This is a genomic window from Acidisphaera rubrifaciens HS-AP3 (assembly GCF_000964365.1).
GTDB lineage: Bacteria > Pseudomonadota > Alphaproteobacteria > Acetobacterales > Acetobacteraceae > Acidisphaera > Acidisphaera rubrifaciens.
In genome coordinates, this window is the sequence record NZ_BANB01000143.1 from 1 (window position 1) to 24961 (window position 24961).

Sequence of the window (24961 nt, forward strand, 5' to 3'; positions counted from 1 at the left end):
TATCCCTTCCATACAGATTTACTTGTCAATGAACGGCAGGCCGTTTGGTTAGTGCCCTGCGAGGCGCGCCTTTTATGCGGGCCCGAGGGCCGTGTCAACGCGATGACGGCCGGGAGACCGCCGTTCTGCGCAGGGCTGCCCTGACGCGCTGCCGCCGGCGACGAGGAGCGGCCGCCAACAGCCCCTCCCCGTCCCCCCGGCTCACGTCAGACGAAGGCGCCGTTGATGGTCAGACGGTCATCCCGCGCCGACACGTGGAGTGTCTCGCCGTCATGCACCGCCCCCTCCAGCAGCAGGCCCGCCAGCGGGTTCTGCAGGCTGCGCTGGATCACGCGCTTCAGCGGCCGCGCCCCATAGGCGCTGTCGTATCCCTCGCGCGCGAGCCACGCCGTCGCCGCGTCGTCGACATCGAGCCGGATCTTGCGGTCGTCGAGCAGCGACTGCAGGCGCGCGAGCTGGATGGTCACGATCGCGGCCATGTCGCTGCGCTGCAGGCGGCGGAACAGAATGATCTCGTCCAGCCGGTTCAGGAATTCCGGACGAAAATGCCCGCGCACGACCGCCATGACTTGGCCCTGTACCATCGACACCGGCTCGCCCTCCGGCTGAGCCGCCAGGATTTCACTGCCCAGATTGCTGGTCAGCACGATGATGGTGTTGCGGAAATCAACCGTGCGTCCCTGCCCGTCCGTCAGGCGACCGTCATCGAGCACCTGCAGCAGCACGTTGAAGACGTCCTCGTGCGCCTTTTCGACCTCGTCGAACAGGATGACCTGATATGGCCGGCGCCGAACCGCTTCGGTCAGGGCGCCCCCCTCCTCGTAGCCGACATAGCCGGGCGGCGCACCGATCAACCGTGCGACCGAATGCTTCTCCATGTATTCGCTCATGTCGATCCGGGTCATCGCCCGGTCGTCATCGAACAGAAAGGCCGCGAGCGCCTTCGTCAGCTCTGTCTTGCCCACCCCGGTTGGGCCGAGGAACAGGAAGCTGCCGATCGGTCGGTTCGGATCCTGCAGGCCCGCGCGCGCGCGGCGTACCGCGTTTGCGACCACCCGAAGCGCCTCCTCCTGGCCGACGACACGGGCGCGAAGCTCATCCTCCATCCGCAGGAGCTTGGCCCGCTCGCCCTCGAGCATCTTGTCCATCGGAATGCCGGTCCAGCGCGACACCACCGCCGCGATGTCCTGCTCCGTGACGGCCTCGTTGACCAGTTGTCCGTCGGCAGGGGCTTCCAGTTTGCGCTCGATGTCCGGCACCACGCCGTACAGGAGTTCCGACGCCCGCGCGAGATCACCGCGCCGCTGTGCGGCTTCGATCTCGCTGCGCGCCTGCTCCAGGCGCTCCTTCAAGCGCTGCCGGTCGGCCACCTTTTCCTTTTCGGCCTGCCACGCGCTCGTCATGGCGGCCGCGCGCTCACCGAGTGTGGCAATGTCCTGTGCGAGCTTCTCCAGACGATCGCGGGACGCCGGATCGGTCTCCTTCTGCAGCGCCTCGCGTTCGATCTTCATCTGGATCAGGCGCCGATCCAGCTCGTCGAGCTCCTCCGGCTTGCTGTCCACTTCCATGCGCAACCGGCTGGCCGCCTCATCGACGAGATCGATCGCCTTGTCCGGCAGGAAACGGTCGGAGATATAGCGGTCGGAGAGCGTCGCCGCAGCGACAAGCGCGCCATCGGTAATGCGAACGCCGTGATGGGTCTCGTACTTCTCCTTGATGCCACGGAGGATGCTGATCGTGTCCTCGACCGTCGGCTGACCGACGAAGACCGGCTGGAACCGACGCGCCAGCGCCGCATCCTTTTCGACATGCTTGCGGTATTCGTCGAGGGTCGTGGCGCCGATGCAGTGAAGCGTGCCGCGTGCGAGTTCGGGCTTGAGCAGGTTCGACGCATCCATCGCGCCGTCGGCCCTGCCCGCGCCGACCAACGTGTGCATCTCGTCGATGAACAGCACGACTTCGCCATTCGCCGCTTCGATTTCCTTCAACACGGCCTTCAGCCGCTCCTCGAACTCGCCGCGGAACTTGGCGCCGGCGACGAGAGCGCCGAGGTCGAGCGCGAGCAACTGTTTGCCTTTCAGCGCCTCAGGCACGTCCCCGTTGACGATTCGCAGCGCGAGTCCCTCGACGATCGCCGTCTTGCCGACGCCAGGTTCGCCGATCAGCACCGGATTGTTCTTTGTCCGGCGTGCCAGCACCTGAATCGTCCGCCGGATTTCCTCATCGCGGCCGATCACGGGATCAAGCTTCCCGTCGCGCGCCAGCGCGGTGACGTCGCGCGCATATTTCTTCAAGGCATCGAAATTCGCCTCGGCATTGGCAGCCGTCACCTTCCGACCCTTGCGGCTGTCATCGAGCGCGCGGGTCAGCGCTTTTTCGGTCACCCCCGCCTCCCGCAGCACGCGAGCCGTGCTGCTGTCGCCGACCGCGAGCGCGAGCAGGAGGCGGTCCTGGGCCACGTACTCGTCGCCCTGCCGCTGCGCCGACTGCTGCGCGGCATCGAGAAGCCGCAGTGTCTCAGGCGCCAGTTGCGGCTGGCCGGCGCCGGAGCCGTCGACCCGCGGCTGTTTGGCGAGGGCGGCATTGGTCAGGCGCAGCGCCTCGTTCGGGTCGCCCCCTGCGAGGCGGAGGAGACCTGCCGCGGCACCCTCCGGATCTTCCAGGAGCGCCTTGAGGATGTGCTCCGGCACGATCCTCTGATGATAGTCCCGCAGCGCGACGGTCTGCGCCGCTTGCAGGAAGCCCTTAGCCCGATCGGTAAACCGTTCGATGTCCATGTTCGTCCCTTTGCCCAGGCGACGGTTGCGTGACCGCCAAACGCGGGCCCCGAATTCGGCAACCCCGGCAGTCTGCACTTAAAATGGGCATCCGGGTCAGCCGGCTCAAGACGGGCGGGTCCACCTCTCGAGCGAAAGGCCCGTCTGTATCCGTCGTCGGAGGCGGCCTAGACGCGCGGTTGTTGCGACGCGGCGATCGAAGAACGCCAGCGCCCGCTCGTCATCGGGATCGTCGGTCCCAAGCCAGACCAGCAGGGTCGCGCCGTAGATGCCGGCAAGCGTGGCCCGCTTGGTATACCAGTTCATATCGGTCGAGCGGTCTCCGACCGCCCCCCAGGCGGCATCAGCGGTCGCAAAGAGCGTCCGTGCCGCCGCCCCACGATTGGCGGGCAAGCCCAAGACCGCGAAGGCGCGTCGCGCCGCCGGGCGGTGCGTCCGATGATCGGCAAGCCGGGCGGCGACCAGAGCGCGCAGCCGCTCACCCGTTCGCAGTTCGGCGGGCAGCCCAGGGGCGGCGGCCTCCATCCGCCGGTCGGCACGGGCGCAGAAAGCCTCTATCATCTCGACCGCGCCGCCCGGGAAGCATGACCGGGCCTCCGCGTCCGACCACCCGACGGCCGCCAGGGCTCGTGTTGTCCAGCCGAAGGTCGCCACCGCGGGCAAGACCTGTTCGATCGCCCGGTCCCGCATGGCTTCCAGTGCCTGGCTGCGCGCCTCATCGGGTCCGTTCATGCCGAAAGCAGCCCCGCGCGCGCCAATTCGTCGGCGTAGCCGAAGAAGCGGAAGTCGGTGACCCGCATAGGATAGAGTATGCCCTCGAGGTGGTCGTACTCATGCTGCACCACCCGTGCGTGGAAGCCCGAGACGGTCATGTCGACAGATGCGCCCGAGATATCCATGCCGCGATAACGAATGCGCCGGGCACGCGGAACCTTGGCCCGCATGTCCGGGATCGACAGGCACCCCTCCCACCCTTCGACGACATCGTCTCCGACCGGCTCGACGACGGGGTTGATCAGGACGGCACCCTCGGTCGGTCGGTCGTCCGGGTCATCGCCGCCACGTCCGGCCGGCACGCGAAAGACGAACAAGCGGAGCGCCACATGTACCTGCGGCGCCGCCAGCCCAACGCCACCCGCATCGTGCATCGTCTCGATCATGTCGCCCACCAGGCGTGTCACCTCAGGCGTGAACGGGTAAGGCACGTCCAGCGCCCTCGTCAGCAGCACCGGATGGCCGACCCGCGCGATCTTCAAGATAGCCATGCTTTTCCCTGGAACCCGTCTCCGTCGCCGCCGCAGAGGTGGCATAAGCGCATTGATGGGTATATAGCGTGGCGCCTCATGCGTGCATGGCCGACGGTCGCTGCTTTTAGGGCGACCTCGCCTCGTTCTCTCGCAAGTCGAAAGGAGAAGTAGCTAAGTGCAAGTTCTAGTCCGCGATAATAACGTTGACCAAGCCTTGAAGGCCCTAAAAAAGAAGATGCAGCGCGAGGGGATCTTCCGGGAGATGAAGCTGCGCCGCCACTATGAAAAGCCGTCCGAACGCCGCGCCCGCGAGGCCGCCGAAGCCGTTCGGCGCGCCCGTAAGCTTGAGCGCAAGCGGCTTGAGCGCGAAGGTTTCTGACCAGGCATAAGAAAAGAGCCGCGATCAGTTCGCGGCCCTTGGGAAGGTAGCCTCCCGGAGCAGTCCGGGAGGCTTGTCGTGTGTGCGCCGGCTTCAGACGCGCTCGTGGTGGGTATCGCCGGTTCCGACGCTGAAGGCCTGCCGCTGAAGCAGCTCCCGGTACAGTCCCTCCTGCCGCTCGAGGACCACCGGCGCGCCGTCCTGCACGATCTCACCATCCTGCATGACCACGATCCGATCGAAGTTCCTCAGCGTCGAAAGCCGGTGCGCCACGGCGATGACGGTGCGGCCGGTCATCAGGCGGTCGAGCGCGCGTTGCACAGCCATCTCGCTCTCGCTGTCCAGAGCGCTCGTTGCCTCGTCCAGCAGAAGGATCGGCGCGTCGCGCAGGAAGGCACGGGCGATCGCGATACGCTGGCGTTGACCGCCGGACAGCTTCACGCCACGGTCGCCCACGAGCGTCTGCCATCCATTCTCCAGCAGCGGAATGAAGTCGCAGCCGGCAGCCTCGGCGGCGGCCATCACCTCTTCGTCCGTCGCATCCGGGCATCCGTAACGGATGTTGTCCATCACCGACCGATGAAAGAGCATGACGTCCTGCGGGACGACCGAGATCGCCGAGTGAAGGCTTTCCTGCGTGATCTGGCCAATCGGCTGCCCGCTGATACGGATCGTACCGTGTTCCGTGTCGCGGATCCGCTGCAGCAGGGCTAGTAGCGTGGACTTGCCGCTGCCCGATCGACCCACGAGCCCGACCCGCTCGCCGGCCTCAATCCGCAGATTGAAGTCGTGGAGCACCTCGCGTCCGTCACCGTAGGCAAAGCTGACCCCCTCGAACGCGACGGAGCCGTTTGGATTGGTCAGGCGCGGTGCGTTCGGGGCGTCTACCATGTCATGCGGGACGAGCAGCGTGGTGAGGGCTTCGGACAGCCGTGCGAAATGCTGGATGCAGTCGACCAAGGCCAAGGCGAGATCGCGCGTGCCATGCAGGATGGTGAACCCCATCGTCGTGGTCAGGACGACGTCACCGGTGGTGATGGCGTGCTGCTGCCACTTCATCAGCGCCCAGGCTAGCAGGCCCGCGGTCATGAGCGCGGTCGTGACCGCGTGGACGATGCGCAGCCGCTCCAGATACCGGAGACTGGTTGTCCGGGTCTTCATCTCCCGATCGAGCAGGCTGCCGAAGCGCGCCCGCTCGCGGCCGAGCGCCCCGAACGCCCTGACAAGCGGCATGTTGCTGATCACGTCCACGAGTTCGCCGTCCACGGCGGCAGCGTCGGCGGCATAGGAGTGATGCAGCCGGCGCCCGGACGAAGCGAGACGGACGAGCAGCAGGCCGAGGCTGACCGACGTCAACACCAGCACGCCGGCGATCATCGGGCTGATCAGCCCCATGACGAGCACGGCACCGCAGACCGCGATGCAGGGCGGCAGCACGTTCCACGCGAACACGCTTTCGACCTGATAGATCGCGTTCGCAGTGGCGGTGATGCGTCCGGCAAGCGTGCCGGGCTGGCGATCCGCGAAGTACGCCGTCGAGTGACCGGTAAGGTGGCGGAACAGATCGGACCGTATGTCACCGGTCACACGAACAAAGGTGCGGGTCGCCGACCAGCCGCCCACTCGCCAGGAGAGATTATCGGCGGTGATCAGGCCGGCCAGCAGCGCAAACGCACCCCAGATGGGCGCCGATGGGCCGGCCATCAGGACATCGACCAGATGCTTCACCGCATATTGCGAACTGATCGAGAAGCCGACCCCCGCGAACACGGACGCGAGGATCACGGCATGTCCGACGAGATGCCGCCGGAAATACCGCAAAAGAAATCCCGCCGGGCTCTGCACCAGCTCGTCATTCCCGCGCATCCGGGTCTTGGCGGAGGCCATATCGCGTCTCCAAAAAACAACGCTGCCATGTCAACCGACTCGTCGCCGGCCGGTTGTGCGACCCACGCGCACGTGAATGCGCTTTGGTGTCGATGCATAGAACGAGGGGGATTTCACCGAATTAGGGCGCCGTTTGCCCCAAAGTTGCCGCAGTCGGAACGCTGCAGCAGAAGGAGAGCGGACGGAGACGACCGATGCGCATTGCCCAGGTGGCCCCCTTGTTCGAAGCCGTGCCGCCGCACACCTACGGCGGCACCGAGCGGGTGGTGTCGTACCTGACCGAGGAACTCGTCGGGGCGGGCCACGAGGTCACGCTGTTCGCATCCGGCGATTCTGTGACGAGCGCTCGGCTGACTCCTGGTTGTCAGCGGGCGATCCGCCTCGACCGGTCAGTGCGAGATCCCCTCGCGGCCCATCTAAAGATGATCGAGGAAGTCTGCCAGCGATCGAGCGAGTTCGATATCATCCACGGACACCTTGATTATTGGGCTTTTTCAGTGTTGTCGCGGCTGTCAACACCTTTTGTGACCACGCTCCACGGCCGCTTGGACCTCCCAGAACTTCAGCCAGTCTATGATTGCTTTAGGGGGGTTTCCCTTGTCTCCATCTCCAATGCTCAGCGACAACCGCTCCAGCAGGGCCATTTTGTCGCCACGGTGTATCACGGCCTGCCCGAGGGCCTGCTGGCGCCTACCGGCGTCGAGCGTGGCTATCTCGCGTTCCTTGGCCGGATCTGCCCTGAGAAGCGGCCGGATCTGGCAATCGAGATCGCCCGGCGCGCCGGTATGCCACTGAAAATCGCAGCAAAGGTGGATCAAGTCGATGTCGAGTATTTCGATACGGTTATCAAGCCGCTACTGGCCGGTGACGATATCGACTTCATAGGGGAGATATCCGAGACCGAAAAATCCGCTTTTCTTTCGGCAGCCTCGGCATTACTGTTGCCTATCGACTGGCCGGAACCTTTCGGCCTGGTCCTCATAGAGGCCATGGCGTGCGGCACGCCTGTCATCGCGTTTAAGCGGGGCTCGGTCCCCGAAATCCTCGAGGATGGGCTTACTGGATGGATCGTGGATAGTGTGGACGAGGCAGTGGCGGCCACACGGCGCCTGCAAGGGCTTTCAGCCGAGGCAGTTCGTGCCGAATTCGACCGGCGGTTCACTGCCCGGCGAATGGCCTTGGATTATGTGGATGTCTACGAAACACTCGTTCAGGCGTCCCGCCCTGGCCTGCGTCTGGTAGACTGACCGATGGCGCGGACGAAACAGAGACGTCCATCGGAGGACGATAGTGTGACTTGCCGACGGCATAACAACCTGACGGCGCTCCACGCCGCAGAAACGCAACCCGCGCGCCCCCGACTGGCGCTGCATTAATTTGATTTACATGCTTCTGGTCTGTTATCGAACCAACGCAGTGCGTGGCGGTTGGATGTGGGGCCAACTAACCGGCCTTGCCCGAGCGGCGGTGCGCGCGCCGGCTGGCGGTGTGGCGCGCGTCGTGACACCGCTGACCCCCGAGGGAGCTACAGCGCAAAATGGATGACGGACGACTGCCCGCAGACCCAGAAATCTCGCCGATCGCCTCGGCCAGCGCGGGAGGCGGGGGCGGGATCGCCAGCACGCAGAGCAGCCAGGCCGGCGGATCGGCGGGCCCCGACCTGCACCCCCGAGTGCTGGCCGTCATGGTGGCGGCCCGGTACTACGGTACCGAGATGGACCCCAACGAATTCCGGCGGGCTCCGGGCGACGAAACGCCGAGCGCGCAGGCACTCTGCCAGTGGATTCAAGGGTCCGGCATGTGGGCGCGGGGGCTTCGCCTCCGCTGGCGGCAGCTCATGCGGCTGCAGGATACAGGCCCGCTGGTCCTACTGTTCACGGACGGCACGGCTGGTATCCTGACCTCCGTGAATGCGGACAAGTCCGTCGTTTTTCTCAAAGATCCGCGGGCCCCTGCCGGTGACGCCGCAATCCCGGTGGATGAGCTGCGTCTGAGCCAGGTCTGGACGGGGGAGGTCATACTTCTGCGAGCCGAGCGCGGGATCGCCGAAAGCGACGCGCCATTCTCGCTCGCGTGGCTCGGCACCCTCGTGCTTCAGGAGCGGCGTTCGCTGCGCGATATCGCCATTGCGTCCCTGACCCTCAGCTTCTTGACGATCTTTCCGCCCCTCCTCGTGATGACGGTGGTGGACAAGGTCCTCACACACCACAGCTATTCGACGCTCACCTTGCTGTCGGTCATCCTTTTGATCGCGGTGGTGTTTGAGACGATCATCGGTCATGCGCGGCGCTTGATTACCGTCGTAGTCGGCACGCGCATCGACACGCGGCTAAGCCTCCACGTCTTCAACCGCCTTCTTCGTCTCCCGTTGGACTATTTCGAGCGCAATCCGTCGGGCGAGACGATGCATCGATTGACGTCGGTGTACAAGGTCCGAGACTTCCTGACGGGCAAGCTTCTCACGACGTTCCTGGATCTGATCACGCTGCTCGTGCTTCTGCCGTTCCTTTTCTATCTGAATGCGTCTTTGTCATGGATCGTCCTGGTCTGCGCCGCAGCGATCATGCTGATCATTTTGGCATATCTGCGTCCGATGCGGGCGATGTTCGGCCGGGTCATCCAGTCGGAAATCGAGCGATACGTGGTGATGAACGAGACCGTCTATGGCATCAAGACGGTCAAGTCGCTCGCGCTTGAGCCGGTTCGGAAATCCTTGTTCGACGCCAAGGTCGCAGACGCGGGCAAATGGCGCCTCAAATACGGGTATCTCGGCAACTGGCCGCAGACCCTGGTGACGCCAATTGAACGGTTCATGTCGATCGGCATCATTCTGGTCGGTGCCCTTTTGGCGATGCAGGACAATACCGGCTACCAGATCGGCGCGCTGTTTGCCTTCATGATGCTGTCGATGCGGGTCGCCGCACCGCTCGTTGGATTGGCGCGTCTCATCGACGACTATGAGGAAGTTGCTGCGGCGATCGGTGAGGCGGCATCCGTGTTGAACCGCCCGTTGGAAAGCAACGCGACCCACGGCGGTCTCCGACCGAAGTTTGCCGGCGCCATCCACTTCGACGACGTGACTTTCACTTATTCCGGCACGAAGACGCCTGCCCTCGACCGCTTGTCTTTCGCCATCCCGCCCGGGACGATGCTGGGCGTCGTCGGCCGATCCGGTTCGGGCAAGTCCACGGTCACCCGCCTGTTGCAGGGAATCAACCGTGAGTACTCGGGCTACATCAAGATAGACGGCGCTGACCTGCGGGAAATCAACCTTCGGCATCTGCGCCAGAGTTTTGGTGTGGTTCTTCAGGAAAACTTTCTGTTCCGTGGCTCCATCCGCGAAAACATCATATCGGGGCGCCCGGGTCTTACGCTTGAGGACGTGGTGCGTGCCGCTCGTCTCGCGGGGGCCGAGGAATTCATCGAACGCATGCCGAACGGCTATGAGACGTTCATCCAGGAAGGCTCGCCCAATCTTTCGGGCGGTCAGCGGCAACGTCTGGCCATCGCTCGCGCGCTGATCACGGATCCACGACTACTGATCCTCGATGAGGCCACGAGCGCCCTCGATCCAGAGAGCGAGGCACTCGTGAACGCTAATCTGGCGCGGATCGCGCGAGGGCGGACGATGGTGATCGTCTCCCACCGGCTGTCGTCGCTGACGGATTGCGACCAGATCTTGGTCTTGGAGCGAGGCCGCATGGTGGACCTTGGTCCGCACCGTGTGTTGCTGGAACGATGCTCGCTCTATCGTCAACTTTGGCAGCAACAGAACCGCCATGCCGACACCGGCAGCCGACCTGCCGCCTTGACCCCCGTCCTTGGGCAAAGCGGCGGCTGAGAACGCCGGTCTGCGAGCTGCATAGCCCCGCAGTTCATCTTCCGGCACCGCAAATTGGATCATCGCGATGGCGCGTAGTCGATCGACCAGCCTTGTCCCTGTCCGAGAGGATCATGCCGTCATGCCGGCGATCCTCGAGTTTCAGTCGCCGTCGGCGGCCATCATCGCCGCACCGGTCCCACGCTCGGCGCGTGGGATCGTGTGGATGGTGACGGCGCTCTTTGCGTCATGCGTGATCGCGATGGGGCTGATCCCCGTCGACAAGGTCGTGACCGCACCGGGTAAGGTCGTCTCGCAGGCGGCGACCATCGTGGTTCAGCCGCTCGATACCGCGATCGTCCGGTCCATCGATGTGCATGAGGGTCAGGTCGTTCGTGCCGGAGATATTCTGGCGCGGCTCGATCCGACATTCGCGGCCGCCGATGTCGGGGCCCTCGCCGCGCAGGTCGACTCGCTTCAGGCTGAAGTCAGCCGCGAACAGGCGGAGGTGGAAGGCAAGCCGTTCACCTATACCGGGACCGATCCCAATCTCTCGCTGCAGGCCGCAATCTTTGCCCAGCGAGCGTCCGAACGCAGCTTTAAGCTCGAGACCTATCAGCAGAAAATCAACGGGCTCGCGGCGACCGTTCAGCGGAGCCTGGCTGACGCAGGCGCCTACAGGCAACGTCTCGCGGTCGCCGAGCAGGTCGAACACATGCGAAAGGACCTCGAGCGGCTGCAGGTCGGGAGCCGGCTGAATTCCTTGCAGGCTACGGACAACAAGCTGGAAATCCAGCGCGGTCTGGAGAACGCGGTCAATACGGCAGAGTCCGCCAAGCGGGATCTGGCGGCGATGGTCGCGGAGCGGGATAGTTATGAAGGCAACTGGCATGCCGAGGTGGCGCAGAGGCTGGCTGAGTCGGCCCGCAAGCTGTCGGATGCGCGCGAGCAGCTGAACAAGGCCAAGCTCCGTCGCGAACTGGTGGAGCTTCGTGCCGATCGTGACGCGACCGTCCTCACGATCGCGAAAGTCTCCGTCGGGTCCGTGCTTCAGTCCGGGGATCAGTTCATCACGCTGGTGCCGCTTGACGCCCCGCTGGAGGTGGAAGGTAAGATTGCCGGCAGCGACGACGGTTTCGTGCATGTCGGCGATCCGGTGGCGATCAAATTCGACACGTTTCCCTATTCGCAGTACGGCCTCGCCTACGGCACGGTGAAGACAATCAGCGCGGACAGTTTCACGAACGCCGACGCCCAGTCGGGGCGCGGCGGGCGGGGTGGTGGCATGGCCGTCGATCCGACGAGTTCGGAGACGTTCTATCGTGCACGGATTTCGCTCGATCAGATTAAGCTGCATGACACGCCGGCGGGGTTCCATCTGATCCCAGGCATGCCGATTACCGCCGACATCAAAGTAGGAAAGCGGACAATGCTTGGCTATCTGCTCGGCCGCATCATGCCCGTCGCGCATGAGGCGATGCGCGAGCCCTGAGCGGTCGATGACAGCGAGTCGGAGCAACGCATGCGTGGCGTGATCACCCGCGTCGCCGCGATACGCTCATCGGAGGCTGCCCTGCTCCGGGCGACGCAGCTCATCGAAAAAGGACGCGAGAAAGAAGCCCTCCCGCTACTGGCGCGAGCGGCCCAGAAGGGTGTGGCTGAGGCCGAATTCAGGCTCGGACGCGTCTATCTCGAAGGCAAGATCGTCCCCCAGAGCAAACAGGAGGCGTTGCGCTGGCTGGAATGTGCGGCGAAACAGAACCATACCGAAGCCCAGGCAATGCTCGCGGCGATGTTCGTGCATGGCCTGTCCTTCGCGCCGCAGTCTGGCACGACGTTGTTTGCCGCCGCGGCAACAGGCGGACCAGTAACCCGGCCTGATTTCGAACGGGCCGCTCACTGGGCCCGTCTTGCCGCCGAGTCCGGCTCACCGGAGGGACAGGCAATCCTCGGATTTCTGCTGACAAGCGGCCCGGAAGAGATGCGCGACGTCGATGCCGGTACTGAATGGTACAGGCGGGCCGCAGAGGCAGGGTCGCCACAGGGGTCCCTCGGCTACGCGATGGCGATAACCCGCTCCAATCCCGACGACGCCGGGCATCAACTTGCCATGTCGCATCTGCGACGAGCGGCCGAAGCCGGCATACCGACCGCCTTCTTTCTTCTGGCCGTGATGAGCGAAAACGGCGTGGGCACCGAACGGGACCTCGCGGCGGCGGCACAATATTATCGCGAAGCCGCCGAGCGCGGTAACTCCAACGGCCAGGCTCGTTGGGGCCTCGCGCTGCTCGAGGGTCGCGGCGTCGATAAGAACCCTTCCGAAGGCGAATCATGGCTCCGCCGCGCGGCACTGGCCGGCGACAGCGAAGCCGCGGCGCTCGTGGGTGATCTGTACGCGCGGGGGGGAGATCTGCCGCCCAACTATGCCGAAGCCGCCATTTGGTTCACACGCGCGGCCGAACTTGGCCACAAGGGCGCCGCGCGCGCACTTGGGCTGTTGTATCTGACGGGAGCCGGCGTCGGCCGCGATCCGGAGGAGGCGGCCCGGTGGTTCCGCGTATCGGCGGAGGCCGGCGACAGGCAAGCGCAGGCCGATCTCGCCAACATGCTCCTTCGGGGCGCGATCACGAACACCGAGGACTTCGTTCGCACACGACAATGGTTCGAAGAGGCCGCCATAGGCGGCGATCTGGTGGCCGCTTTCAACTACGGCGTCTGCCTCGCCGAAGGCGTCGGAATCGAACAGGACGAAAAGCAAGCTGCCCACTGGCTGAAGGTCGCCGCCCAAGGCGTCGTGAATGCACAGTATTGGTACGGACGCATGCTGATGCAGGGCCGCGGCGTCGCCCAGGACCTGACCGAGGGGCGGGCCTGGATAACCCGGGCGGCGCGCGCCGGTATGCTGGACGCGCAGGTTGCCTTGGCCGAAATGCTGGTGAACGGCCGCGGCGGTGCACGCGACCACACGGCAGCCTTTGAGCTGTTCTCGCAGGCCGCCGCGAAAGGGCATGTCGGCGCGATGTTCGCACTCGGCGCCATGCTTGGGGGCGGCCACGATATTCCAACTGACCGCACCCAAGCGGAGCGGTGGTTCAGACAGGCAGCCGAACGGGGGCATCCGCAGGCGCAGATGATGCTGGGACGCTATCTGGCTCGTGGCCTTGCGGGCAGCGTGGACCGGGTCGAGGCCCGGCTGCTGTTCGAAAAGGCGCTCGCCCAGGGAGTCGACGAAGTCCGTGCCGACCTCGCGGCGCTCGATTCATCGTCGGATGAAAGCGCTCCGCCGACGCAAAAGGCCGTCAACCACTGACCAGCCGCGCGGCTTTAGACGACAAGCGCCGCCAAGCCGCCTCCGGGGCAGCGACCGAGGCATTCATACTCGGAACCGAAGCGCTCGCCCGACAGGATGCCGGCGAAGCGCAGCGTTGGCTGCGGCGCGCACGCCGGCTGGCTCCCACGGATCATGCCGTGGCCCTGGCTCTGGCGACGGCGATCTTGCATGACAACCCCAGCGAAGCTGCGACCCTTGCCGAGGAAGTGACGAACGTGTTGCCCGTCCGGCAAGCCTGGACGTGCCTGGTTGCCGCGCGCCAGGCTGCTGGAAACCATGCCGGTGCATTGGAAGCGCTCCGCCGTCTGCTCGGCGAATATGCCATCGATGAGGCCATCACCAAACTCGCGACCATCGTCTGTTCAACGTCTGCCTCCGGGCACTGGTGCGGAATCGACGCGACCGGCCGCGTCGTCGGTGAGGCCGCCGGCGATCGTCTACTGCTTTTGGACGGCCGCAGGCTCGGGGCCACCATCCGCCGACTTCCCCGCGACTGGATGTCCCATCGCATGCTCGCGGCATTCCACGGGAAAGCCGAATTGATCGGCAGTCCGATCCGGCTTGATCTCATTGTCCGAGCGCACGGCATTGCCAAGGCGACGACCGATGGCGGCATCGAGGGGTGGTGCTGGCAACCGGGGATGCCTGATACGACCCCCGTCCTGACGCTCGAGGATGATCGCGGTCGCAAGCGGCGCATCCTACCGACGGGACTGGCAAGCAGCGGCAACGACGTCCTCTATAGGCACTGGGCCTGGTCGATCCCCTCCGACGAAACGATCAAGTATACGGCACCGATACGGATCCTGGCGCAGGACGGCAGCCACCTGCCCGGAAGCCCGCTCGATCCCGCCATGTTCCAAAGAGCGACGGCCGATCTGGCGCGAACATGGTCACCACGGTGTCGCCCACAGGCACGGCGTCAGGTGACGGCTCCCCTGCCGCTCACCTATCTTTCACGCCGACGAACCGGAGCCGCACGCCGGGCCCCGGCATGCGTCGTGATCCCCGTGCACGACGGCGGTCAGGTCGTCATCGCCTGCCTTCAAAGGATCATCCGCCACGTACCTCGCTCCTGGCCGATCATTTTGGTCGACGACGAAAGCCGCGACCCCGCCATTCGCGAACTGCTCGACACGCTCGCGACCCGACCACGTGTCACGCTTGTCAGACTGAAAGCGCAGGGGGGATTTCCGCGGGCCGCCAATACCGGTATGCGCGCCGCCGCCGGCCATGACGTCCTGCTGCTGAACAGCGATGCGCTGCCGCCGCCCGGTGCTTTTGCGCACCTGCGGAAAGCCGCCTACTCGTGCGGCGACATCGGCACCGTCAGCCCTCTGTCCAATGATGCGACCCTACTCACCTATCCGGATAACGGACCGACCACCCCGCCTGATGACGAAGCCTCGCTCATGCACCTCGCGGCACTGGTGGCTGACGCGAACGGCAGCGCCGTCGTCGACATCCCGACGGGTGTCGGCTTCTGCATGTATATACGGCGTGACTGTCTCGATGACGTGGGGTTGTTCCGCGAGGATGCTTTCGCGCAGGGATACGGCGAAGAGAATGATTTTTGCCTGCGGGCGCGCCATCTGGGCTGGCGACACGTCGCAGCGGTTGGCGCCTATGTCGCGCACGCCGGATCGGCGTCATTCGCCGCAACCAAGAATGCCTTGATCGAACGGAATCTCGGGGTACTGGAGTGGCTGCATCCGGGCTGGCGCGACCTGATCGAAGACTACGGCAAACGCGACCCTCTGTTCGACGCGCGACGGCGCATCGACGCGCGACGCTGGCGCCGCACCGCGGACGCGCGCAGACCAAGCGTGATTTTCGTGACTCACGCGGATGGCGGCGGCGTCGAACGCATCCTTCGCGAACGCGTGGCGGCGGCGAAAGCAGACGGACGTCGTGCCATCATCCTTCGCCCAGGAAGTGATGAAGAAGTGCGGATCTGTGACAGCCCGCAGAACAACTTTCCCGACCTGAGTTACCGGCTTCCGGACGAGGCGTCGTCGCTGCATGCCTTCCTTCGGTCCTGCCGCCCTGAGAGAATCGAATATCACCACATGCTTGGCCATCATCCGTCGCTGCTTGGTCTCGGGGACGCGCTTGGCATACCGTTTCAAGTGTATGTTCACGATTATGCCCTACTGTGCCCGCGTGTGACGCTTATCGGACGCGACGGTCGCTATTGCGGCGAACCAGATGCAAGCACCTGCGATCATTGTGTGGCGGATGCGGGGCGTATGATCGAAGAGACGATCGACACGGCCGATCTGCGATTAAGGTCAGCGGCTTTCCTCGCCAGGGCCGCCGCGATCGTCGCTCCGTCGGATGACGCCGCCGCGCGCCTGCAGCGTCACTTCACGGGCCTGAAAGCCGATGTTCGGCCGCACGAACAGGATACCGTGCGTCCCCTTTCGGTCGGTCGAGGCCTCGATCGGTTGGTGGTGGCCGTCGTGGGTGCGCTCGGTATCGACAAGGGCTATCAGGTGCTGCTGGACTGTGCCCGGGATGCCGCCGATCGCCGCCTGCCGCTGACATTCGTCCTTGTCGGCCACAGCATCGATGATGCCCGGCTGCTGCAGACCGGTCGCTGCTTTGTGACCGGTCCTTATCGGGAAGGCGAGGCAGCTGACCTGATAAGGCAGGAAAGAGCCGCGTTCGGCTTCATTCCGTCCATCTGGCCCGAAACCTGGTGCTTCGCGCTCAGCGAAATATGGCGGGCCGACCTCCCCGCGATCGCCTTTGACATCGGCGCGCCCGCGGACCGTATCCGGGCTACCCGGGGCGGGTTGCTACTGCCCCTCGGCCTCGCCCCAGGTGCCGTCAATGCCGCGCTGCTTGCGGCCCCGCGCCAGTTTGGCCATGTATAAGTTATAGATGTAGCGCCGGCGTCGGCTCACTCACCGGACTGCATTCTGCCTGCCACATCCACCCCAATCTCTGCACAGCGAGAGACGCCCCTGATGTCTGAAGCCGGCAATGCCGTCCTGACGCGAGCCTCCGCCGAGCCGAAGGCAGCCCCCGATCCCGCCGGACGAGCCGCCGGCTCCGTGTCCGAACTGCGGGTATCGGCGCACCTGATGACGCTCGATCCCGGCATCTTCTGCGTGGTGCGGCAGCCCGGAGCGGTGCCGGAGGACCCGGTCAGCGGATTGCCGGGGGTGCGCATCTCGCTGCCGCCCGCAGCGGCCAGCCAGCCCGACGCGGTTTCGATCAGCACGTTCAGGTCCGACGGCTGGCTAGGCGGCGGCAACGATGCCGCGCTCATCCGTATTACCGGCATGCCCGCGCAGATCATGGTCACCGTCTATCAATCAGCGAGCCAGGGGCCGGAAGCGGCCCCACGGCTTCAGGTGGTCCGGGTGTCCGGAGGGGACGCGGGCAGCAATGCCGCGCCGCTGGGTGGGCCAGCCAGCGGTATGCCGGCCGCTCAGCCGCCGGCCGACGCCGGCAGGCACGCGGTGGTGGCGCATCTGCAACGGACCGGGGACGTCGGCTGTGCCCTCGGAGAGTGGCTCGGCACGCGGGGCAGCAAACTTTGGATCGAGGGCTTCGGGCTTGCGCCGGTCGACGGGATCGCGCCCGCTGATCTTGAATACCAGGCGGTCCTGGGCCGTGGCTGGCTGTCCCCATGGGTCGCGAGCGGTAAGTTCTGTGGAAGTCGCGGGATGGCGCTGCCACTGCTGGGGTTGCGGGTCCGCCTTGCCGACGCCGCAGCAAAGACGCACACGCTGACTTATTCGGCGAGTTTCACCGACGGCACCGTGGTCGGGCCGGTCCAGAGTGGTGAAGCATGCGAGGCCGAGAGTCTGGCTCCCTTGGAAGCCTTCCAAATCACAATCCGTCCACGCGAAGACGGTAAGGCTCCCAAGCCGACCGTGAAGGCTGGCGCGCCAACGGGCGGCCGTAGCCCCACGTCGAAGCGCGGCCGATAGTAATCGGTGGGCGCGCCGTCCCCGGCGCGCCCACGATCCTGGCGCCGGCATGAGGCAGTGAGTTCAAGTGAAATTTCTGTTCGTACACCAGAACTTTCCTGGTCAGTTCCTGCACATCATCCGCCACCTGATCGCGCAGCGTCGACACGAAGTGGTGTTCATAACTGAACCGAATCAGAACTTCATTAACGGCGTAAGGAAAGTTCCGTATCGAAAGCCGGCGCCGCCTCCGGAGACCACGCACTGGACGGTCCGGGAGCTTGATCTGAGCATGCGGCGCGCCGAGGTCGTCGCGGCCACGGCCACCAGCCTCAAGAATTTGGGCTTCACGCCGGACATCATCATCGGCCATCATGGCTGGGGCGAATTGCTGAACCTCTGCGACGTCTGGCCCGACGTTCCCATCCTTGGTTATTTCGAATTCTTCTATCAGACGGTCGACAGCGATGTCGGCTTCGATCCGGAGTTTCCGGTCCCCCCCGGCGACTTCCCGCGCATTCGCGCGAAGAATGCGGTAAACCTCCTTGCATTGAGCCTCAATCAAGCCGGCCAGACACCGACTGTCTGGCAGCATTCGACCTATCCCGACTGGGCGCGCCCGAAGATCGAGATCCTGCCCGAGGGAGTCGATCTGACGACCTGCAAACCCAATCCGACGATACGCCGCAGGCAATTCAGGATAGGCGACACGGTGATCCGCCCTGAGGAGAAGCTGGTTACCTACGTCGCCCGGGACCTCGAGCCCTATCGCGGATGCCACATCATGCTGCGGGCACTGCCGCGCCTTCTGGCCAAGCGGAAGGACGTCCGCGTGGTGATGGTCGGCGGTGACGGCACCAGCTATGGGGCAGCGCCTGCCGGCACGACGTGGAAGCGGTTATTCCTGGATCAACTCGGCGATCGGCTCGACCTAGACCGCGTGCTGTTCCCTGGCCGCATTCCGTATGAGCTCTACCTGCAAATGCTGCAGCGGTCGGATGCCCATGTCTATTTGACCTATCCGTTCGTGGCGTCGTGGTCGCTCCGCGAGTCCCTGGCGATGGGATGCCCGGTGATCGGGAGCGATACGGTCCCGGTGCAGGAATTCATCCAGGATGGTCAGAACGGTCTTCTCACTCCCTTTTTCGATCACGACCGGCTGGCCGACACCATCCTGACCGTTCTCGAGGACGCGCCGCTGGCGAGGCGCCTCAGCGCGGGCGCCGTCGCCTGGGCGGAACGCAACCTGGGTATGCCCGCCTATCTCGCGGCCTATGAGGGGCTGATCGCCCGAACCGTCGGAACAGGCGATCTTGGGCACACGGCCGCCAGCCCCGCGCCGCAACCCTTTGACGCGCGGGCGCCAGCCCCCACATCATCTGGAGACCGCCCCCCCGCCAGAAAGGCCGCGCGACATGCAAGCAAAGGACACGGGACGAAACGCGCCAAGCCTGCCGTGCGCCCCGGCGGTCGCCGCGCATGATCGAAGCCATGGCGCCTCCGCCCCCGCGCCGACATGGAACCTGTCCGATCTGTATACCGGGCAGAACGACGCTGCGATCGACCAGGACCTTCTGACGACCGCCGAGGCGGCCGAGGCCTTTCGCGCACAGTTTGCGGGCCGTATCTCCTCGCTGGATTCGCCCGAGCTGGCGTCAGCCATCGAGGCATATCAGCGTATCGAAGAGAGCCTCGGCAAACTCCTGTCATATGCTCAGCTGTGCTACAGCGCCGAGACCACCGATGCTGGCACCGGTCAGTTCTATCAGCGCATCACCGAGCGGGTGACGGATATCAGCAGCAAGCTGCTGTTCTTTACACTTGAAATCAACAGGCTGGAGGACGCGGCCGTCCAGACGCACCTCGCCAACGCGTCCCTCGCGCGATGGGGCTCTTGGATACGGGACTTGCGGGTATTTCGCCCGCACCAGCTATCCGACGAGCTTGAGGCCTTTCTTCACGAAAAGGACGTGACGGATCGCGCCTGGGTTCGACTGTTCGACGAAACCATCGCCTCGATGCGTATTCCCCTCGGCACCGAACAGGTGACCGTGACGCACGCACTGAACAATCTGTCCGACCGCAGCCGCCCGGTGCGGGAAGCCGCCGCGCACGCGCTCGAGGGGGCGTTCAGCGAACGGCTGCGGCTTTTCTCCCTGATCACCAACACGCTGGCGAAAGACAAGCATATCATTGACGTCTGGCGGCACTATCCCACGCCCGGCAGCTACCGCAATCGCTCGAACATGGTCGAGGACGATGTGGTTGCGGCGCTGGTAAGCGCGGTCACCGCCGACTATCCGCGCCTCTCGCACCGATATTACGCGCTCAAGGCCCGCTGGCTCGGGCTGCCGAAGCTGCAGCACTGGGATCGCAACGCGCCGCTGCCCGAGGATGATGATCGGGAGATCGGCTGGGACGACGCCCGTCGATGCGTCCTGACCGCATACGCCCGCTTCAGCCCGGAGCTTGCCACGATCGGCGAACGGTTCTTCGAGCGGCAGTGGATCGACGCTACGCTGCGCGACGGCAAATCCAGCGGTGCCTTCTCGCACCCGACCGTTCCGTCGGTGCATCCCTACATCCTGATGAACTACCATGGGCGCACGCGAGACGTGATGACGCTTGCTCATGAACTCGGTCATGGCGTGCATCAAGTTCTCGCTGCCGAGCAGGGCTACCTGCTGTCGCAGACCCCCCTCACGCTGGCCGAGACTGCCAGCGTGTTCGGAGAGATGCTGACGTTCCGATCCCTGCTGGACAACGAAACCGATCCTCGTCGCCGGCGGATCATGCTCGCCGGAAAAGTGGAGGACATGCTCAATACGGTTGTCCGCCAGATCGCATTCTACCAGTTCGAAACCCTCGTGCATCAGGAGCGACGCGGCGGCGAGCTGCTTCCCGAGCGGATCAACGAAATCTGGATGACCATCCAGCGCGACAGCCTGGGGCCAGCCTTCGACCTCTCGCCGGCATACGGTGTATTCTGGGCTTATATCCCCCACTTCATCCATTCACCGTTTTATGTCTATGCCTACGCCTTCGGTGACTGCCTCGTGAACGCCCTGTATGACGTGTTTCGATCAGGCGAGCGCGGCTTTCAGCAAAAGTATCTGGAAATGCTTCGTGCCGGGGGCACCAAACGGCACCGCGAGCTGCTCGCACCGTTCGGGCTCGATGCGTCTGACCCGGCTTTCTGGAGGCGGGGCCTCGACGTCATCGCCGGATTCATCGATGAGCTGGAGAACGTAGCCTGATGGCCGATATGGGCCGCAGCAACCTGTTTGGTGAGTTGCGTCGATTTGCGCGCACGTCCGGTGCCGTGGGCGGCATTGCCGCACGCGTCGCGGGAGAGCGCGTGTTCGGGATGCGTACGGATCGGGCGGCCCATGCCGAGGATCTGAAGGCGATCCTCGGTGGCCTCAAAGGCCCGCTGATGAAGATCGCGCAGTTCCTGTCGACGATCCCCGATGCTCTTCCCGCCGAATACGCCGCCGAGCTTGCGCAGCTTCAGGCAAACGCGCCGCCTATGGGGTGGACCTTCGTCCGCCGACGCATGGCCGCCGAGCTCGGACCCGATTGGCAGACCCGGTTCAAGACCTTCGATCACGAGGCGTCCGCGGCGGCCAGCCTCGGTCAGGTTCATCGCGCGACGTTGACCGACGGAACGGCCGTCGCCTGCAAGCTGCAGTATCCGGACATGCCGAGCACGGTCGAGGCGGATCTGCGGCAGCTCCGACTGGCGATGGCAATCTACCAGCGCATGGATAATGCGATCCATCAGGAAGACATCTACACGGAGCTCTCCGAGCGTCTTCGTGAAGAGCTGGACTACGCCCGCGAGGCGGCGAACATGCGGCTTTACGGGCTGATGCTCGCGCAGCAGGCGAGCGTGCACGTTCCCGAACCGGTCGACGGGTACTGCACGCATCGGCTTCTCACGATGACGTGGCTCGAGGGGCAATCGATCCAGAAACGGCTCGATGAAAATCCAGGCCAGGAGGAACGCGACACGATCGCGCGGTCGCTGTTTCACGCATGGTATGTGCCTCTCTACCGCTTCGGCGTGATTCACGGTGACCCGCATCTGGGTAACTATCAGGTTCGTCCGGACGGCACCGTCAATCTGCTCGACTACGGGGCCATAAGGGTTTTCCCCGCGCATTTCGTGCAGGGGGTCATCGCGCTGTACGAGGCGATACGCGATGGCGATGACGACAAGGCGCACCATGCCTATGCGACCTGGGGATTTGTCGATCTTGATCGGGAAAAGATGGCGGTGCTCAACGAATGGGCCCGGTTCATCTATGAACCGCTGCTGCAGGATCGCGTCCGAAGAATCCAGGAAACGAACGACCCGCAATATGGGCGAGAGGTTGCCGAACGGGTCCACGCTGGTCTGAAGCGGACAGGAGGCGTACGACCGCCGCGAGAATTCGTGTTGATGGATCGCTCCGCGATCGGTCTCGGCTCCGTGTTTCTCCGCCTCGGCGCGCAGCTCAACTGGTATCGGCTATTTCACGAACTGATAGATGACTTCAGGGCGGAGGATTTGGCCAACAGGCAAGCCAGTGCCTTGGCAGCTGCAGGCGTTCCCATCACAGCTTGAGACAGGCCGGGGACTATAGAAGCCGTTCGATCAATTTGGCCCCAAGCTCGCGGAGGCGTTCGCGCGCCCCGCGATCCTCCCAAGTCGACAGCGTGATGGTGCGCGACGCGGCGCTGTCCGCAGCGAACACGGCCTCCATCTGATTTCCGAAGGCGTGACCGAGAATGATCGCGTCGATCTCATTGTTCCAAACGGTGCTGCGCCAGTCGAGATTCGACGAGCCGACCGCCGACCATACGCCATCGATCACCGCCGTCTTGGCGTGCAGGACTCGCCCCTGAAATTCGTGCAGCTTGATCCCGGCCTCGAGCAGATCGCCATATTTTGCCCGGCCGGCCGCGAGAGCCAGTTCGCTCGTGCTACGGCTAGGCAGGATAAGCTGCACATCCACACCTCGGCGTGCGGCGCGTTCCAGCGCATGCATGAATTCCGGTGTCGGCGCAAAGAAGCCGGTCGTCAGATGAATCGAGTGCTGCGCGAGCGCGATTACGACCATCAGGTCTCTGTAGATCAGCGGCTTCCCATCCTGCGGCGAGCCGTCGATGGCCTGGATCAGGTATCCATCGGGAAATGGCGGCGGCGGCGCGGGCGGTTCCGGTATCGGCGGCCCCTTCTGACCACGCCACGTATCCATGAAGTAGTGCTCGAACTGCCGGACGACCGGGCCGATGATGCGGACATCGGTGTCGCGCCAGGCGTCGTCGTCCGGATCGGACGGAACATGGCCGGACGGACGGTTCTCGTAGACACGGCTGACGTTCACCCCGCCGGTGATGGCAAGCCGGCCGTCAACGCATAGCAGCTTGCGGTGATCGCGATCGTTGAGGTCGACCGGCACACGGCTGTTCGGGGTAAGGGGATTGTATTCGAGGACACGCACCCCGCCCGCGCGCAAACGATCGAACAGGGACTGCGACGTGTTCAGCGTACCCCAGGCATCATGGATGAGATTGACCTCGACCCCGCGCCGCCGGGCAGCCAGGAGAAGTTCCGCGAACTGTGCGCCGGCCGTATCGTCGAACTCGTAGCTTTCCATGTCGATCCGGCTCTTTGCCGTCTCGATGGCCGCCTGCAGGGCCTGGAACGAGGCAGGTCCATTGATCAGCAACGTAGCATGATTGCCCGGAACGAACGGGTTACGCGCGAGGCGCTCTCCCTCCTGCTTCATCAATGCCAATGCGTGGTCGGGATTGGCATCCGCCTCCGCTGTCAGCAGGGACGGATTGACCGGAAGCGTCGGGGCCGTGGCGCACGACGAAACGCCGAGCATCCACGGAAGAAGGCAGACGAACAGCCGTGCTTTTGTCTTCACAACCGCGGAGTAAAGCGGACGATATTGGAAAAACCAGACAAAAAATGCTACGAGACGTTACAGGCAATCCGCGGCTTCAGCAGATCCTATCGGCACGCGATGCCCCAAGGCTGGGCAGTCCCATCATGGATCACCTCACCCGGTTCGAACCGGGGCCCCGATATCTCTGCGAGCAGAGACCAGACGCGCGCCGGTTCCATCGGAACGTCAGGATCGTTCAGCAGCCGATCCAGTTCGTCCAGTTTGTGGCTGTATTCGAATTGGGTCACCGCTTCGCCTCCAACACTCATCGGCCTCCTGAGCCTTGGCCGTATAGAGCATTGTAAACGTGGCTGGATGGAGGCGGTTGCAAGGCAGTTTCATCGCATCGCGACCCGTGGGTGCCACCGTCCTCACATCGACGAGACAACGGCAGGAGCCAGGGCCTCTGCACGGGCGGCCGGGTGGGCCGGATTGCGGAACCGAAGCTCCCCGTCCGGGACGCCATCCGGTTCGGCCAGGCCAAACAACTCGAATCGCGATGCGCAGGTCACGGCGACGACGGGACGCGCTGCCGGGTCGGTCAGGAACTGACGCGCCTCGCCCTCGAGCTGCAGCCGGTCGCGCAACCCACGCCATTCCGCACGATCAGTATCTTCGATGAACATGGCAAGGATGCCGGGGCGGGCCCCGGTCAGCCGAGCCGGCGCGACGGCGCTCAGGCGGCGGCGCACGGCGGCCGCCACCTCGTCTTCGCGCCCCGCCCGCGCCGCCATCACGAACACCGCGGTCCCGGCCGAGGTGACCGAGAGATGCGCCTCCGGCCCGAACTCCCGCCGCAGCGACGACACCAGTCCCAACTCGTCGGCCTGCGCCGCCGCCAGCAGCAGCGGATCCAGCCGCAATACTACGGCCGCGTCGTGGTCCGTCCGCCGCCGTTCGACCAACATGGCGCATATCCGCGCATGCAGGGCCGCCAGCGCCGCGCGGTCGTCGTTCTGAAGGCCTTGCGGCAGAGTGACTTTGAGCAGGTACCGGCCGGGATGGGCCGCGAGCCAGGTTTGCAGGTCCGGGTCCACGCGATCCGCGAGATCGAACCAAGCACCCCGATGGACACCACGACCGTCCTCGGCCGACACGACGTCACACGCCACCTCGGCCTCGGTGCCGTCCCTGTGGATCAGCAGGTCGAAGGGTGCGTCGTCGATGAATCCGGCATGCTCAACGTCAAAGCCGCGCCCGCGCTGTATCCGTCCGGTGCGGAAGAGGTGGAACAGGGGCACAAGCGTCGCCGAGGCCCCGAGCGCCTGACGTAGCCCCGCCCGCAGCCGATCCGGCCCGCGGCTGGACAATTCGTCGGCCGACGCCACGATGTCCGCAGCCAAGCCGGCGAGGCAACGCTCTGCCACGGTCGGCGCGCGATTGATGCGTCGGCGCAATCGGTCGATCGTCAATTCAATGGCATGGCGTTGAAGCAGTGCCCGCCCCAGACGGGGGCCCGTCGTTGCGGCACGTTTGACCGCCGCAATACGTTCGTCCCAGACGGCTTCGCCGGCCAGACGCACGAATGCGTCCAGTACAACCGGGTCGGGTGCGGCTGCAGTCTCCTGGGACATCGAGGCACCTTTGGATCGAACAGAGCTTACGTGCCGCCGATACGGCGGAACCGATACTTATGTATAGTGGTTCTTCCGGGG

At 64.6% G+C, this 24961-nt stretch carries 16 protein-coding genes; 10 read left to right on the top strand and 6 right to left on the bottom strand.

What is annotated here, in order from left to right:
• Positions 1 to 206: 206 nt before the first annotated feature.
• The 3 genes from clpB to def all read right to left on the bottom strand — a co-directional run bounded on the left by clpB (position 207) and on the right by def (position 4042).
• Positions 207 to 2777 (bottom strand): ATP-dependent chaperone ClpB, encoded by a 2571-nt coding sequence (gene clpB / locus B8460_RS05320; protein WP_048860542.1) that lies wholly within the window; start codon positions 2775 to 2777, stop codon positions 207 to 209.
• A gap of 105 nt (positions 2778 to 2882) precedes the next feature.
• Complete coding sequence (locus B8460_RS05325) at positions 2883 to 3509, bottom strand: COQ9 family protein (protein ID WP_048860543.1); 627 nt, start codon at positions 3507 to 3509, stop codon at positions 2883 to 2885.
• Positions 3506 to 4042 carry a peptide deformylase gene (gene def, locus B8460_RS05330; RefSeq protein WP_048860544.1) on the bottom strand — a complete coding sequence of 179 codons (537 nt, stop codon included), beginning with the start codon at positions 4040 to 4042 and terminating at the stop codon, positions 3506 to 3508. Before def ends, B8460_RS05325 begins: the two co-directional genes overlap by 4 nt.
• A gap of 157 nt (positions 4043 to 4199) precedes the next feature.
• Between def and rpsU the strand changes: the two genes are divergently transcribed.
• On the top strand, positions 4200 to 4403 hold the full coding sequence (gene rpsU, locus B8460_RS05335) for a 30S ribosomal protein S21 (protein WP_048860545.1): 204 nt from the start codon (positions 4200 to 4202) through the stop codon (positions 4401 to 4403).
• A gap of 93 nt (positions 4404 to 4496) precedes the next feature.
• Here rpsU and B8460_RS05340 read toward each other — a convergent pair whose 3' ends face one another.
• A complete protein-coding gene (locus B8460_RS05340; protein ID WP_048860546.1) occupies positions 4497 to 6290 on the bottom strand; it encodes an ABC transporter ATP-binding protein in 1794 nt (597 codons plus the stop codon).
• Between the two features lie 194 nt (positions 6291 to 6484).
• Here B8460_RS05340 and B8460_RS05345 point away from each other — a divergent pair, with 194 nt between their 5' ends.
• The 9 genes from B8460_RS05345 (at position 6485) to B8460_RS05385 (ending at position 21973) form a co-directional block, all read left to right on the top strand.
• On the top strand, positions 6485 to 7537 hold the full coding sequence (locus tag B8460_RS05345; protein WP_048860547.1) for a glycosyltransferase family 4 protein: 1053 nt from the start codon (positions 6485 to 6487) through the stop codon (positions 7535 to 7537).
• Between the two features lie 437 nt (positions 7538 to 7974).
• Complete coding sequence (locus tag B8460_RS05350) at positions 7975 to 10131, top strand: peptidase domain-containing ABC transporter (RefSeq protein ID WP_048860566.1); 2157 nt, start codon at positions 7975 to 7977, stop codon at positions 10129 to 10131.
• 121 nt (positions 10132 to 10252) lie between these two features.
• Positions 10253 to 11602, top strand: coding sequence for an HlyD family type I secretion periplasmic adaptor subunit (locus tag B8460_RS05355; RefSeq protein WP_052945133.1), 1350 nt, complete (start codon positions 10253 to 10255; stop codon positions 11600 to 11602).
• Between the two features lie 30 nt (positions 11603 to 11632).
• Positions 11633 to 13420, top strand: coding sequence for a tetratricopeptide repeat protein (locus B8460_RS05360; protein WP_048860549.1), 1788 nt, complete (start codon positions 11633 to 11635; stop codon positions 13418 to 13420).
• A gap of 158 nt (positions 13421 to 13578) precedes the next feature.
• A complete protein-coding gene (locus tag B8460_RS05365; RefSeq protein ID WP_148360371.1) occupies positions 13579 to 16320 on the top strand; it encodes a glycosyltransferase in 2742 nt (913 codons plus the stop codon).
• A gap of 93 nt (positions 16321 to 16413) precedes the next feature.
• Complete coding sequence (locus tag B8460_RS05370) at positions 16414 to 17385, top strand: hypothetical protein (RefSeq protein ID WP_084623257.1); 972 nt, start codon at positions 16414 to 16416, stop codon at positions 17383 to 17385.
• Positions 17386 to 17452: 67 nt separating this feature from the next.
• Positions 17453 to 18847: a glycosyltransferase family 4 protein gene (locus B8460_RS05375; RefSeq protein WP_048860552.1), complete on the top strand. Its 1395-nt coding sequence runs from the start codon at positions 17453 to 17455 to the stop codon at positions 18845 to 18847.
• Complete coding sequence (locus B8460_RS05380; protein ID WP_084623258.1) at positions 18780 to 20621, top strand: M3 family oligoendopeptidase; 1842 nt, start codon at positions 18780 to 18782, stop codon at positions 20619 to 20621. The genes B8460_RS05375 and B8460_RS05380 overlap by 68 nt, the downstream gene beginning before the upstream one ends.
• Positions 20621 to 21973 (top strand): ABC1 kinase family protein, encoded by a 1353-nt coding sequence (locus B8460_RS05385; RefSeq protein WP_048860553.1) that lies wholly within the window; start codon positions 20621 to 20623, stop codon positions 21971 to 21973. Before B8460_RS05380 ends, B8460_RS05385 begins: the two co-directional genes overlap by 1 nt.
• A gap of 13 nt (positions 21974 to 21986) precedes the next feature.
• Here the strand turns inward: B8460_RS05385 and B8460_RS05390 are convergent, their stop codons facing one another.
• Positions 21987 to 23285 (bottom strand): phospholipase D-like domain-containing protein, encoded by a 1299-nt coding sequence (locus B8460_RS05390; protein WP_148360373.1) that lies wholly within the window; start codon positions 23283 to 23285, stop codon positions 21987 to 21989.
• Positions 23286 to 23677: 392 nt separating this feature from the next.
• A complete protein-coding gene (locus B8460_RS21655) occupies positions 23678 to 24880 on the bottom strand; it encodes a hypothetical protein (RefSeq protein ID WP_048860555.1) in 1203 nt (400 codons plus the stop codon).
• Positions 24881 to 24961: the final 81 nt, after the last annotated feature.